11 protein-coding genes are annotated in these 13566 nt (G+C 59.7%); 10 read left to right on the top strand and 1 reads right to left on the bottom strand.

Annotated elements, in window-relative coordinates; all coding sequences use genetic code 11:
- Window positions 1–70 precede the first annotated feature (70 nt).
- The 5 genes from BS626_RS10385 to nhaR all read left to right on the top strand — a co-directional run bounded on the left by BS626_RS10385 (window position 71) and on the right by nhaR (window position 7032).
- Window positions 71–1375, top strand: a complete 1305-nt coding sequence (locus tag BS626_RS10385; protein WP_075182321.1) for an MFS transporter — start codon at window positions 71–73, stop codon at window positions 1373–1375.
- Window positions 1376–1574: 199 nt separating this feature from the next.
- The gene (gene dnaK / locus BS626_RS10380; protein WP_075182320.1) at window positions 1575–3479 is read left to right on the top strand and encodes a molecular chaperone DnaK; all 1905 of its coding nucleotides are present in this window, start codon (window positions 1575–1577) and stop codon (window positions 3477–3479) included.
- A gap of 121 nt (window positions 3480–3600) precedes the next feature.
- Window positions 3601–4749: a molecular chaperone DnaJ gene (gene dnaJ, locus BS626_RS10375; RefSeq protein ID WP_075182319.1), complete on the top strand. Its 1149-nt coding sequence runs from the start codon at window positions 3601–3603 to the stop codon at window positions 4747–4749.
- 181 nt (window positions 4750–4930) lie between these two features.
- Window positions 4931–6091 carry a Na+/H+ antiporter NhaA gene (gene nhaA / locus BS626_RS10370; RefSeq protein WP_075182318.1) on the top strand — a complete coding sequence of 387 codons (1161 nt, stop codon included), beginning with the start codon at window positions 4931–4933 and terminating at the stop codon, window positions 6089–6091.
- Window positions 6092–6132: 41 nt separating this feature from the next.
- The gene (gene nhaR, locus BS626_RS10365) at window positions 6133–7032 is read left to right on the top strand and encodes a transcriptional activator NhaR (protein ID WP_139308811.1); all 900 of its coding nucleotides are present in this window, start codon (window positions 6133–6135) and stop codon (window positions 7030–7032) included.
- A 108-nt stretch (window positions 7033–7140) separates the two neighbouring features.
- Here the strand turns inward: nhaR and rpsT are convergent, their stop codons facing one another.
- On the bottom strand, window positions 7141–7404 hold the full coding sequence (gene rpsT, locus BS626_RS10360) for a 30S ribosomal protein S20 (protein ID WP_075182317.1): 264 nt from the start codon (window positions 7402–7404) through the stop codon (window positions 7141–7143).
- A gap of 308 nt (window positions 7405–7712) precedes the next feature.
- On the opposite strand from rpsT, the gene ribF reads away from it, so the two are divergent.
- The 5 genes from ribF to ispH are packed head-to-tail and all read left to right on the top strand — an operon-like array spanning window position 7713 to window position 13411.
- Window positions 7713–8651 (top strand): bifunctional riboflavin kinase/FAD synthetase, encoded by a 939-nt coding sequence (ribF, locus tag BS626_RS10355; RefSeq protein WP_075182316.1) that lies wholly within the window; start codon window positions 7713–7715, stop codon window positions 8649–8651.
- A gap of 27 nt (window positions 8652–8678) precedes the next feature.
- Entirely contained in the window at window positions 8679–11495 is a 2817-nt protein-coding gene (ileS, locus tag BS626_RS10350; RefSeq protein WP_075182315.1) for an isoleucine--tRNA ligase, read from the top strand.
- Window positions 11495–12010: a signal peptidase II gene (lspA, locus tag BS626_RS10345; RefSeq protein ID WP_075182314.1), complete on the top strand. Its 516-nt coding sequence runs from the start codon at window positions 11495–11497 to the stop codon at window positions 12008–12010. The genes ileS and lspA overlap by 1 nt, the downstream gene beginning before the upstream one ends.
- A complete protein-coding gene (gene fkpB / locus BS626_RS10340; protein WP_075182313.1) occupies window positions 12007–12477 on the top strand; it encodes an FKBP-type peptidyl-prolyl cis-trans isomerase in 471 nt (156 codons plus the stop codon). Before lspA ends, fkpB begins: the two co-directional genes overlap by 4 nt.
- A complete protein-coding gene (ispH, locus tag BS626_RS10335) occupies window positions 12458–13411 on the top strand; it encodes a 4-hydroxy-3-methylbut-2-enyl diphosphate reductase (protein WP_075182312.1) in 954 nt (317 codons plus the stop codon). Before fkpB ends, ispH begins: the two co-directional genes overlap by 20 nt.
- The last annotated feature ends 155 nt before the right edge of the window (window positions 13412–13566 follow it).

Here is a 13566-nt window from a genome sequence, read left to right as displayed (position 1 = left end):
TTTCGTAAATACAGCTTTACGCATATACTGATGCAAATTTTACCCAGAATCTGGACATCGGCATCATATTATGGAAGTAGCAGGCAACCGCCCGCTCGACGGGCAGGATTATAAAACCCTTTCGCTGGCCGCCCTCGGCGGCGCGCTGGAATTCTACGACTTCATCATCTTTGTGTTTTTTGCCGCGACGATCGGCGAGCGCTTTTTTCCTGCGGATATCCCCGAATGGCTGCGTCAGCTGCAAACCTTTGCCATCTTCGCCGCCGGCTACCTGGCACGCCCGCTCGGCGGCATCGTGATGGCGCACTTTGGCGATAAAGCCGGGCGCAAAAAGATGTTCAGCCTGAGTATCTTACTGATGGCTCTGCCGACGCTGGTGATCGGACTGCTGCCCGACTACGCCGCACTGGGCATTGCGGCCCCGCTGCTGCTGCTGCTGATGCGCGTGCTGCAGGGCGCGGCGATCGGCGGCGAAGTCCCCGGCGCCTGGGTGTTTGTGGCTGAGCACGTGCCGACGCAGCGGATGGGCTTTGCCTGCGGCACCCTTACCGCCGGACTGACTTTTGGCATTCTGCTTGGTTCGCTGGTGGCCACGCTGATCACCACGCTGCTGCCGCCGCAGGCGATTGCTGATTACGGCTGGCGGATCCCGTTTCTGCTCGGCGGCGGTTTTGGCCTGCTGGCGATGTACCTGCGCCGCTGGCTGCAGGAGACGCCGGTGTTTCGCGAGCTGCAGGCGCGAAAAGCGCTGTCTGAGAGCCTGCCGTTGAAAAACGTGCTGCTGTGCCATGCGCGCAGCGTGCTGGTGGCAATGTGCCTGACCTGGCTGCTCTCGGCCTGCATTGTGGTGGTGATCCTGATGGCGCCGACGCTGCTGCAGACGCTGGCAGGGCTGCCGGCAGCCCTGACGCTGCAGGCCAATACCCTGGCGACCCTTGCCCTGCTTGCCGGTTGCGTCATCGCCGGCTGGCTGGCGGACCGCGTCGGCAGTGGCCCGGTACTGACGCTTGGCTGCCTGCTGCTGGGACTCTGCAGCAGCCTGTTTTTCATCGGCGTAACGCTGTGGCCGGAGCGGCTGTTTCTGCTCTACGCGCTGGCCGGCTTTAGCGTCGGCGTTGTTGGCGTCGTGCCGGTGGTGATGGTACAGCGCTTTCCGCCGGCAATTCGCTTCACTGGTATCGCCTTCTCTTACAATGTGTCGTATGCCATTTTTGGCGGGCTGACGCCGATCGCCGTGACCCTGCTGTTGCGGTTAACGCCGCTGGCGCCGGCTGGCTACGTGCTGCTGCTGGCGGCGGGTGGAGCGCTGCTGGGGGCGCTGCTGTGGCGGCGCCAGGCGCGGGCCGCTCTGGCGGTGAGCCGCGCAGCGGCCTGACCGCTGGCCGTCGGGGGCGGGGCTCACGTGCAAAAATTTTTTTCTCCCCACCCTTGATGCCCCGTAATACGGCCCCATTTATCTCTCATCCAACGCTGAGACGGTTGAAAAAAAGCGGAGTGGTCGACTTGAAAAGCGCTATTCCGCCCTTATTAAAGTCTCATCAAGAATGAAACGAATTTACGTGGGAGATGTTTAGATGGGTAAGATCATTGGTATTGACCTGGGTACAACCAACTCATGTGTGGCCATCATGGATGGCGCTAAAGCACGCGTGCTGGAAAACGCCGAAGGCGACCGCACCACGCCGTCCATCATTGCGTATACGCAGGATGGTGAAACGCTGGTAGGTCAGCCGGCTAAACGTCAGGCGGTCACCAACCCGCAGAATACCCTGTTTGCGATTAAGCGCCTGATTGGCCGTCGCTTCCAGGACGAAGAAGTGCAGCGTGATATCAAAATCATGCCGTACAAGATTGTTAACGCCGACAATGGCGATGCCTGGCTGGACGTGAAGGGCCAGAAAATGGCGCCGCCGCAGATCTCTGCGGAAGTGCTGAAGAAAATGAAGAAGACCGCCGAAGATTATCTCGGTGAGCCGGTGACCGAAGCGGTCATCACCGTTCCGGCCTACTTTAACGATGCCCAGCGCCAGGCGACTAAAGACGCCGGCCGCATCGCCGGTCTGGAAGTGAAGCGTATCATTAACGAACCGACCGCCGCCGCACTGGCTTACGGTCTGGATAAAGGCCAGGGTAACCGCACCATCGCGGTCTATGACCTCGGCGGCGGTACCTTCGATATCTCCATCATCGAAATCGATGAAGTAGACGGTGAGAAAACCTTCGAAGTGCTGGCCACCAATGGGGATACGCACCTGGGCGGTGAAGACTTCGACAGCCGCCTGATCAACTATCTGGTGGCGGAATTTAAAAAAGATCAGGGCATCGATCTGCACAACGATCCGCTGGCGATGCAGCGTCTGAAAGAGGCGGCTGAAAAAGCGAAAATTGAGCTCTCTTCTGCGCAGCAGACCGACGTCAACCTGCCGTACATCACGGCGGATGCCACCGGTCCGAAGCACCTGAACCTGAAGGTGACCCGTTCTAAACTGGAATCACTGGTGGAAGACTTGGTGACCCGCTCGATTGAGCCGCTGAAAGTGGCGCTGAAAGATGCCGGCCTGTCCGTCTCTGACATTAACGACGTGATTCTGGTCGGCGGTCAGACCCGTATGCCGATGGTACAGGCGAAAGTGGCCGAGTTCTTTGGTAAAGAGCCGCGCAAAGACGTCAACCCGGATGAAGCGGTTGCCGTGGGTGCGGCGGTGCAGGGTGGTGTGCTGGCCGGCGACGTGAAAGACGTGCTGCTGCTGGACGTGACTCCGCTGTCGCTGGGTATCGAAACCATGGGCGGCGTGATGACTTCGCTTATCAGCAAGAATACCACGATCCCGACCAAGCACAGCCAGGTGTTCTCCACCGCGGAGGACAATCAGTCCGCGGTGACCATCCACGTGGTGCAGGGTGAGCGTAAACGCGCAGCGGATAACAAATCGCTGGGTCAGTTTAACCTCGACGGCATCCAGGCGGCGCCGCGCGGTATGCCGCAGATCGAAGTCACCTTTGACATCGATGCGGACGGTATCCTGCACGTCTCGGCGAAGGACAAAAACAGCGGTAAAGAGCAGAAGATCACCATCAAAGCCTCTTCCGGCCTGAGCGACGATGAAGTGGAAAAAATGGTGCGTGATGCGGAAGCTAACGCCGAGTCCGATCGCAAGTTCGAAGAGCTGGTGCAGACCCGTAACCAGGGCGATCAGATCTCGCACAGCACCCGCAAGCAGCTGGATGAAGTGGGTGACAAACTTTCCGCCGACGATAAGGCACCGATCGAAGCCGCGCTGACCGAGCTGAACACCGCGCTGAAAGGCGAGGACAAGGCCGAAATCGAAGCCAAGATGCAGGCGCTGATGGAAGTCTCCGGTAAGCTGATGGAAGCCGCGCAGGCGCAGGCCGGTGCCGCCGACGCGGGTGATGCTTCTGCGAAAAAAGACGACGACGTGGTCGACGCGGAATTCGAAGAAGTAAAAGATAAGAAGTAATCGCCCTTGAGCGGGCGCGGCGCCCGGATGGGCGCCGGTAACCAGCACGGGCGTAGGAGATCTCTCCCACGCCCGTGTGCGCTTATATAAGTACCTGATTCAAAGGGTTGGATTAAGTAAAATGGCGAAAAAAGACTATTACGAGGTTTTAGGCGTTCCGAAAAATGCGGAAGAGCGTGAAATCAAAAAGGCCTATAAACGCCTGGCCATGAAGTACCATCCTGACCGCAATCCCGGAAACAAAGAAGCAGAAGCCACTTTTAAAGAGGTGAAGGAAGCCTACGAGATCCTGACCGATGAGCAGAAACGCGCGGCCTACGATCAGTACGGTCATGCGGCTTTTGAGCAGGGCGGCATGGGCGGCGGCGGCTTTGGCGGCGGTTTCGGCGGCGGCGGCGGGGCTGATTTCGGCGATATCTTTGGCGACGTATTCGGCGACATCTTTGGCGGAGGACGCCGGCAACAGCGCGCTTCCCGCGGTGCCGATTTACGCTACAACATGGAATTAACGCTGGAAGAAGCGGTGCGCGGCGTGTCCAAAGAGATCCGCATCCCGACGCTGGTCGAGTGTGAAGTCTGCCACGGCAGCGGAGCGAAGGCCGGCAGCAAGCCGCAAACCTGCGGGACCTGTCACGGCCAGGGACAGGTGCATATGCGCCAGGGCTTCTTTACCGTGCAGCAGCCGTGTCCGACCTGTCACGGTCGCGGTACGGTTATTAAAGATCCGTGCAATGCCTGCCACGGCCACGGCCGCGTTGAGACGTCCAAAACGCTGTCGGTGAAAATTCCGGCCGGCGTGGATACCGGTGACCGTATTCGCCTGAGCGGTGAAGGGGAAGCCGGTGAGCACGGCGCTCCGGCCGGCGATCTTTACGTGCAGGTGACGGTGAAAAAACACCCGATCTTTGAGCGGGAAGACAACAACCTCTACTGTGAAGTGCCGATCAACTTTGCGATGGCGGCGCTGGGCGGTGAAATTGACGTGCCGACGCTGGATGGCCGCGTGAAGCTGAAAGTGCCGGCGGAGACCCAGACTGGCAAACTGTTCCGCCTGCGCGGCAAAGGGGTGAAATCCGTGCGCGGCGGCAGCCAGGGCGACCTGCTGTGCCGCGTGGTGGTAGAGACCCCGGTTCACCTGAATGATAAACAGAAGGCGCTGCTGCGCGAGCTGGAAGAGAGCTTTGGCGGACCGTCCGGTGAAAAAAACAGCCCGCGCTCGAAGAGCTTCTTCGACGGGGTGAAAAAATTCTTTGACGATCTGACGCGCTAAGCCGCTATCCAGAAGACAGAGGCCGGTGACTACCGGCCTTTTTTTTGCCCGCCGTCCGGCTCCGGTTTGCGTGGAAGACTCGGTTAAATCGAGTCTATACTGCATTATAATCTGCTTTTTACGATCTGTTCGTCTGCGTATTATCAAGGGCTATGCTCTGATTTTTGATAAGGATTCCGTCATGTCTGCACAGATTAAGCGTTGGCTGGCCAGCGAAGCTACCGGAGGCGTGGTATTGATCATCGCCGCCGCACTCGCGATGCTGCTGGCTAACGTCGATGGCACGCAGCAGGGTTATCAGTCGCTGCTCTCAACCCCGGTAGAGTTTCGCTTTGGCGCGCTCGAGATCAGTAAAAACCTGCTGCTGTGGGTGAACGACGCGCTGATGGCGATTTTCTTTCTGCTGATTGGGCTGGAGGTGAAGCGCGAGCTGGCGATCGGCGCCCTGGCCAGTCGCGATCGGGCGATTTTTCCGATGATTGCTGCGCTCGGGGGCATGGTGGTGCCCGCGCTGTTCTACCTGCTGTTTAACGGCGCGGATGCGGTAGCGCGTCAGGGGTGGGCTATCCCGGCGGCAACCGACATTGCGTTCGCGCTGGGCGTGCTGGCGCTGCTGGGCAGCCGGGTACCGCCGGCGCTGAAGATCTTCCTGATGGCGCTGGCGATCATCGACGATCTCGGCGCGATTGTGATCATTGCGCTGTTCTATACCAGCGATTTGTCGGTACTGTCGCTCAGCGTAGCGGCGGTGGCCATCGCGCTGTTGGCGGTGCTGAACCTCTGTAACGTACGCCATACGGCGCTCTATCTGGCGGTCGGCGTGGTGCTGTGGGTGGCGGTACTGAAATCCGGCGTGCACGCGACGCTGGCCGGCGTAATTATTGGCTTCTTTATTCCGCTGAAGGCACAGCAGGGGCATTCCCCGGCGGAAACGCTGGAACACGGGCTGCATCCGTGGGTGAAGTGGCTGATCCTGCCGCTGTTTGCCTTTGCCAACGCCGGCGTCTCGCTGGATGGCGTATCGGTCAACAGCCTGTTCTCGATGCTGCCGCTGGGGATCATGGCCGGACTTATACTGGGCAAACCGCTGGGGATTGGGCTGTTCTGCTGGCTGTCGGTGAAGCTGCGCATCGCTTCCCTGCCGCAGGGCGCCAGCATGAGCGATATCCTGGCGGTAGGCATGCTGTGCGGCATCGGGTTTACCATGTCGATCTTTATCGCCTCGCTGGCGTTTGGTGATAGCGATGCGCAGCTGATTACCCTTGCCAAGCTGGGGATTCTGCTGGGATCGGTGCTGTCGGCGGTGTTGGGTTACCTGATGCTGCGCCGCAAACTGAGTTAAGTGACCGGCGGGCGCGAGCCCGCCGGAGGGGAGGCTGGCCTGTGCAGTTGTCGCATATCAACTTTAATCATCTCTACTATTTTTGGCAGGTGTGCCGCGAAGGCTCGGTGGTCGGTGCGGCGAATACGCTCTGCCTTGCGCCACAGACCGTGACCGGACAGATCAAGGCGCTGGAAGAGCGCCTGCGCGGTAAACTGTTCAAGCGTCGCGGGCGCGGGCTGGAGCCGACCGAGCTTGGGCAGCTGGTGTTCCGCTATGCCGATCGCATGTTTATCCTCAGCCAGGAGATGCTGGATATCGTTAACTACCGCAAAGAGGCTAGCTTGCTGTTTGACGTGGGCGTGGCCGATGCGCTCTCCAAGCGGCTGGTCAGCCAGGTGCTGGAGACCGCGGTAGTCGCCGAAGAGCGGCTGCATCTGCGCTGCTTTGAGTCGACCCACGAAATGCTGCTGGAGCAGCTCAGCCAGCACAAGCTGGACATGATCCTCTCCGACTGCTCCATTGATTCCACGCAGCAGGAGGGATTGTTCTCGGTGAAACTGGGGGAGTGCGGCGTCAGCTTCTGGTGTCAGCAGCCGCTACCTGAGGCGGCGTTTCCCGCCTGTCTGACCCAGCGCCGCCTACTGATCCCCGGCCGACGAACCCTGCTGGGGCGCAAGCTGCTCAACTGGTTTGCGTCCCAGTCGCTGGCGGTGGATATTCTCGGTGAATTTGACGATGCGGCGCTGATGAAAGCCTTTGGCGTGACCCACCAGGCCATTTTTGTCACCCCTTCGCTTTACGCCAGCGATACCTATGCCAGCGAAGGCGTGGTCGAGATTGGCCGGCTGGACGACGTCATGGAGGAGTATCACGTGATTTTTGCCGAACGGATGATTCAGCATCCGGCGGTGCAGCGGATTTGCCAGGCCGATTTTTCGGCGCTGTTCGTCGCCGGATAGCGGTCTGCAGACCCAACAGGCGGGATGCCGGACGGCCAGATGCCGATTCCGCAGGTAAAAAAAAACCGCCCGAGGGCGGTTTCTTACAAAGCGTACAACACCCGGCGATTAGGCCAGTTTGTTGATCTGCGCCACCAGGTTTGACTTATGGCGCGCTGCTTTGTTTTTGTGGATCAGACCCTTAGCAGCCTGACGATCCACGATCGGTTGCATTTCGTTAAATGCTTTCTGTGCAGCTTCTTTGTCGCCAGCTGCGATCGCCGCGTATACTTTCTTAACGAAAGTACGCATCATGGAACGGCGGCTTGCGTTATGCTTGCGACGTTTTTCAGATGTTACGGCGCGTTTCTTAGCTGATTTGATATTAGCCAAGGTCCAACTCCCAAATGTGTTCTATGAGGACAAATCAAAGGCCGAGGACTATGCCCTTTCAACCTTCTTTTGTCAACGGATTTGTGCAAATAAGCGCCGCTTCGTGAACAACGCCTGATTACGTATTTGATGGCGCAGGATTCTACCAGCATCGGGGGGGCGAATACAGCGTTTCGGGTTAATTTTTACAACATTCGGCGCGATCCCGCGCCTAAACCGGCCGGCGAGTGAACAAAGACACATTCGCGGGTTAACCTGCGCGGCTGTACAAGGTATAATCCGCCGATTTCCAGCCATTTGAGCCAGCCATGAAGTTGATACGCGGCATACACAATCTGAGAGCGCACCACCGCGGCTGCGTGCTGACCATCGGCAACTTCGATGGCGTGCACCGCGGCCATCAGGCGCTGCTTCATCGCCTTCGCGCCGAGGGACAGGCGCGCGGCCTGCCGGTGATGGTGATGCTGTTTGAGCCGCAGCCGCTGGAGCTGTTCGCCGCCGATAAGGCTCCGGCGCGGCTAACCCGCCTGCGCGAGAAGCTGCGCTGGCTGGCCGAAGCGGGGGTGGATGCCGTGTTGTGCGTACGCTTCGATCATCGCTTCGCCGCCCGCACCGCGCAAAGCTTTATCCGCGATCTGTTGGTCGATCGGCTGGGCGTCAGCCTGCTGGTGGTCGGCGATGATTTTCGCTTTGGCGCCGGTCGGGAAGGGGATTTTCCACTGCTGCAGCAGGCCGGGCATGAGTTCGGCTTTGATGTCTTCAGCACCCAAACCTGGTGCGCCGACGGCAAACGGATTAGCAGCACCGCCGTGCGTCAGGCGCTGGCGGACGATGATCTCAACCAGGCCGCGGCGCTGCTTGGCCACCCGTTTAGCCTGTCAGGCCGCGTGGTGCACGGTGATGCGCTGGGGCGAACCATTGGGTTTCCGACGGCCAATATCCCGCTGCGCCGCTGCGTAGTGCCGGTTAACGGGGTTTACGCGGTCGAAGTTCACGGCCTGGGCGAGCTGCCGCTGCCGGGCGTGGCCAACATCGGCACCCGGCCAACGGTCTCCGGCGTGCGTCAGCAGTGTGAAGTTCATCTGCTGGACGTTGCAATGGACCTGTATGGCCGCCATATTGAAGTCGTATTGTGTCAAAAAATTCGGAATGAGCAGCGTTTTCCTTCCCTTGAAGCGTTAACAACGCAAATTGCCAACGATGTGGTGACGGCCCGCGAATTTTTCGGGCTAAAAACACCGGTGTAAGAACCGAAAAACGGAATCGAGAATCTGATGAGTGACTATAAATCTACCCTGAATTTGCCGGAAACGGGGTTCCCCATGCGTGGCGATCTGGCCAGGCGCGAACCGGGAATGCTGCAACGTTGGCATGATGACAACCTGTACGGCATCATCCGCGAAGCCAAAAAAGGGAAAAAGACCTTTATCCTGCATGATGGCCCTCCGTATGCAAACGGCAGCATTCATATTGGTCACTCGGTTAACAAGATTCTGAAAGACATCATTGTGAAGTCCAAAGGGCTGGCGGGCTTTGATGCGCCCTACGTCCCGGGTTGGGACTGCCACGGCCTGCCGATTGAGCACAAAGTGGAACAGATGATCGGCAAGCCGGGCGAAAAAGTTACGGCGGCCGAGTTCCGTGAAGCCTGCCGTCGCTATGCCGCCGAGCAGGTGGCCGGGCAGAAAGCCGACTTCATCCGTCTCGGCGTGCTGGGCGACTGGGATCGCCCCTACCTGACCATGGACTTCCACACCGAAGCCAACATCATCCGCGCGCTGGCGAAAATCATCGGTAACGGGCATCTGCATAAAGGCGCCAAACCGGTGCACTGGTGTCTGGACTGCCGCTCGGCGCTGGCGGAGGCGGAAGTGGAGTATTACGACAAAACGTCGCCGTCGATCGATGTGATGTTTAATGCCGGGGATGTCGCCGCCGTGGCCGCCCAATTCGGTGTCACGGCCGTGGAGGGCCCGATCTCGCTGGTGATCTGGACCACCACCCCGTGGACCATGCCGGCCAACCGCGGTATCTCTCTGCATCCGGAGTTTATCTATCAGCTGGTGCAGATCGACGGCCGCGCGCTGATTCTGGCGAAAGACCTGGTGGAAAGCGTGATGCAGCGCGCCGGGATTGCCGCCTGGACCGTGCTGGGCGAATGCACGGGCGCGGCGCTGGAGCGGCAGCGCTTCCGCCATCCGTTCCTCGCCCTCGACTCGCTGGTGGTACTGGGAGAGCACGTTACCCTCGACGCCGGTACCGGGGCGGTGCATACCGCACCGGGCCACGGTCCGGACGACTATGTGATTGGTCAGAAATACGGTCTGGAAACCGCCAACCCGGTGGGGCCGGACGGCTGCTATCTGCCGGGCACGTATCCCACACTGGACGGCGTTAACGTCTTCAAAGCCAACGATCAGATTGTCGAGCTGCTGCGCGAGAAAGGCGCGCTGCTGCACGTCGAAAAGCTGCATCACAGCTATCCGCACTGCTGGCGCCACAAAACGCCAATCATCTTCCGCGCCACGCCGCAGTGGTTTATCAGCATGGATCAGCAGGGGCTACGTGCGCAGTCGCTGAAAGAGATCAAAGGCGTGCAGTGGATCCCGGACTGGGGTCAGGCGCGCATTGAGTCGATGGTGGCGAACCGCCCGGACTGGTGTATTTCCCGCCAGCGTACCTGGGGCGTGCCGATGGCGATGTTCGTGCATAAAGAGACGGAAGAACTGCATCCGGACACGCTGGTGCTGATGGAAAAAGTGGCGCAGCGCGTGGAGCAGGATGGGATCCAGGCGTGGTGGGATCTCGAACCGCGCGATCTGCTGGGTGACGATGCCGATCGCTACGTCAAAGTGCCGGATACGCTCGACGTCTGGTTTGACTCCGGCTCTACCAGCTACTCGGTGGTCGATGCGCGTCCGGAGTTTGGCGGTCATGCGCCGGATATGTATCTGGAAGGTTCCGATCAGCATCGCGGCTGGTTTATGTCTTCGCTGATGATCTCGACCGCCATGAAGGGTAAAGCGCCATATCGCCAGGTGCTGACCCACGGCTTTACCGTTGACGGCCAGGGACGCAAGATGTCCAAGTCGCTCGGCAACACCGTCAGCCCGCAGGACGTAATGAACAAACTGGGCGCGGATATCCTGCGCCTGTGGGTGGCCTCAACCGACTACACCGGTGAGATTGCCGTGTCCGATGAGATCCTGAAGCGTTCAGCCGACAGCTATCGCCGTATTCGCAATACGGCGCGCTTCCTGCTGGCCAACCTGGCAGGCTTTGACCCGGCTACCGACATCGTCAAACCGGAAGCGATGGTCGTGGTCGATCGCTGGGCGGTGGGCCGTGCGCTGGCGGCGCAGCAGGATATTGTCGCCTCTTACGAACGCTACGATTTCCACGAAGTGGTGCAGCGTCTGATGCAGTTCTGCTCGGTAGAAATGGGCTCGTTCTATCTCGACATCATTAAAGATCGCCAGTATACGGCTAAAAGCGACGGTAACGCCCGCCGCAGCTGCCAGACCGCGCTGTGGTATATCGCCGAAGCACTGGTTCGCTGGATGGCGCCCATCATGTCCTTCACGGCCGATGAGATCTGGAATCAGCTGCCGGGGGCGCGCGGGAAATATGTCTTTACCGAAGAGTGGTTCGACGGCCTGTTCGGCCTCGCGGACGGCGAAGCGATGAACGATGCTTTCTGGAACGATCTGCTGAAAGTGCGCGGCGAAGTGAACAAGGTCATTGAGCAGGCGCGCGCGGACAAACGCATCGGCGGCGCGCTGGAAGCGAACGTGACGCTGTATGCCGATGCCCCGCTGGCGGCGAAGCTGGCCACGCTGGGCGACGAGCTGCGCTTTGTGCTGCTGACCTCGGCGGCGCAGGTGGCGGACTACGCGCTGGCGCCGGAAGAGGCTCAGCAAAGCGAGCTGTTGAAAGGACTGAAGGTGGTGCTGCACAAGGCCGAGGGCGACAAGTGCCCGCGCTGCTGGCACTTCACCACCGACATCGGTCAGAGCGCGGCGCACCCGGAGCTGTGCGGCCGCTGTGTCACTAACGTAGCCGGCGACGGCGAAGAGCGTAAGTTTGCCTGATGAAAAGACCTCTTGGTTCGACCGGATTGCGCTGGCTGTGGCTGGTGGTGGTGGTTTTGATCATCGATCTGGGCAGTAAAGCGTGGGTACTTAGCACGTTCCAGCTGGGTGAGTCGCGCCCGCTGGCACCGTTCTTTAATCTGTTTTATGCCCGAAACTACGGTGCGGCCTTCAGCTTTCTGGCCGACAAAGGCGGTTGGCAGCGCTGGTTTTTTGCCGCCATCGCCATCGCCATCGTGGTTGTGCTGCTGGTGATGATGTACCGCGCGGCGGCGACGCAGAAGTGGAGTAATATTGCCTGGGCGCTGATCATTGGCGGCGCGTTGGGTAACCTGTTCGATCGCTTCTGGCACGGCTTTGTGGTCGACTTCATCGATTTTTACGTTGGCAACTGGCACTATCCGACATTCAATATCGCCGATACTGCTATCTGCATTGGTGCGGCGATGATCGTTCTGGAGGGGTTCTTTAGCCCCTCGCGGACAAAGCAGGTTGATAAGAAAGGTCACTCATGAGTCAGGCTGTAGTTCAGGACAGTGCCGTACTGGTGCACTTCACTCTCAAGCTGGAGGATGGATCCACCGCAGAATCGACGCGCGACAGCGGTAAGCCGGCGCTGTTTTGCCTTGGTGACGGTTCACTGTCAGCCGATCTGGAAGCGCAGCTGGTCGGGCTGAAGATTGGCGACCGGCACGCTTTTTCTCTGACGCCGGAGGCGGCCTTTGGGGCCGCCAGCCCGGACCTGATCCAGTACTTTAGCCGCCGGGATTTCCTGCAGTCCGGTGAGCCGGAAGTGGGCACCATCATGCTGTTCACCGGGATGGACGGTAATGAAATGCCGGGCGTGATCCGCGATATCTCCGGCGAGTCGGTGACCGTCGACTTTAATCATCCGCTGGCGGGCCAAACCATCCACTTTGATATTGAAGTGCTGGACATTGACCCGGAACAGGAGGCCAGTCATGCGCATTCTGCTGGCTAATCCGCGCGGCTTTTGCGCCGGTGTGGATCGGGCAATCAGCATCGTCGAGCGCGCGCTGGAGATGTATGGTGCGCCCATCTACGTGCGCCACGAGGTGGTACATAATCGCTACGTGGTGAACAGCCTGCGCGAGCGCGGGGCGATCTTCATCGAAGAGATCGCCGAGGTGCCGGACGGCGCGATCCTGATTTTCTCCGCACACGGCGTGTCGCAGGCGGTGCGCGCCGAAGCGCGGGCGCGGGCGCTGACCATGCTGTTTGATGCCACCTGTCCGCTGGTGACCAAGGTGCATATGGAAGTGGCGCGCGCCAGCCGCAAAGGCACCGAAGCGATCCTGATAGGCCACGCCGGTCACCCGGAGGTGGAAGGCACCATGGGGCAGTACAGCAATCCGCAGGGCGGCATGTATCTGGTGGAGTCACCGGCGGACGTGGCCAGGCTGCAGGTGAAAAATGAGCAGAACCTGTGCTTCATGACCCAGACCACGCTGTCGGTCGACGACACCTCTGCGGTTATCGATGCGCTGCGTCAGCGCTTTCCGACCATCGTCGGACCGCGTAAAGATGATATCTGCTACGCCACCACCAACCGGCAGGAAGCGGTGCGCAGCCTGGCGGAAGAGGCGGATGTGGTGCTGGTGGTTGGATCGAAAAACTCGTCCAACTCCAACCGACTGGCGGAGCTGGCCCAGCGCGCCGGTAAGCGCGCACAGCTGATTGATTCTGCTGAAGATATTCAGGAAAGCTGGCTGAAGGACGTGGCCTGCGTGGGCGTGACCGCCGGGGCATCTGCCCCGGACGTGCTGGTGCAGGACGTGATTAGCCGCCTGCGCGAGCTGGGCGGCGAACCTGCCGTTGAGCTCAGCGGCCGCGAAGAGAACATCGTTTTTGAAGTGCCAAAGGCGCTTCGCGTTGAGGTGAAGCAGGTTCAGTAATCCTCCCCTTGTCCGCCCGGCTGCAGGCCGGGCGGACGCTCCCCTTATCCATCTGTTTTACTGATAATACGCCGCCGCTGGCTTAAAATTCTTATCACGTCGTTTTTCTCTGGCACAGGGATTACCGCCCGGTTAACCTGAGTCAGCTTTGCATG

This window comes from Pantoea sp. 1.19 (genome assembly GCF_001922585.1).
Classification (GTDB): Bacteria; Pseudomonadota; Gammaproteobacteria; order Enterobacterales; family Enterobacteriaceae; genus 1-19.
This window is presented reverse-complemented; position numbering and strand designations above follow the sequence as displayed.

Excerpts from the sequence above, each read along its gene's own strand:
- ispH (WP_075182312.1), top strand. The coding sequence starts at position 12,458 with ATGCGCATTCTGCTGGCTAATCCGCGCGGCTTTTGCGCCGGTGTGGAT.
- BS626_RS10385 (WP_075182321.1), top strand. The coding sequence starts at position 71 with ATGGAAGTAGCAGGCAACCGCCCGCTCGACGGGCAGGATTATAAAACC.
- ileS (WP_075182315.1), top strand. The coding sequence starts at position 8,679 with ATGAGTGACTATAAATCTACCCTGAATTTGCCGGAAACGGGGTTCCCC.
- dnaJ (WP_075182319.1), top strand. The coding sequence starts at position 3,601 with ATGGCGAAAAAAGACTATTACGAGGTTTTAGGCGTTCCGAAAAATGCG.
- lspA (WP_075182314.1), top strand. The coding sequence starts at position 11,495 with ATGAAAAGACCTCTTGGTTCGACCGGATTGCGCTGGCTGTGGCTGGTG.
- dnaK (WP_075182320.1), top strand. The coding sequence starts at position 1,575 with ATGGGTAAGATCATTGGTATTGACCTGGGTACAACCAACTCATGTGTG.
- ribF (WP_075182316.1), top strand. The coding sequence starts at position 7,713 with ATGAAGTTGATACGCGGCATACACAATCTGAGAGCGCACCACCGCGGC.
- nhaA (WP_075182318.1), top strand. The coding sequence starts at position 4,931 with ATGTCTGCACAGATTAAGCGTTGGCTGGCCAGCGAAGCTACCGGAGGC.
- fkpB (WP_075182313.1), top strand. The coding sequence starts at position 12,007 with ATGAGTCAGGCTGTAGTTCAGGACAGTGCCGTACTGGTGCACTTCACT.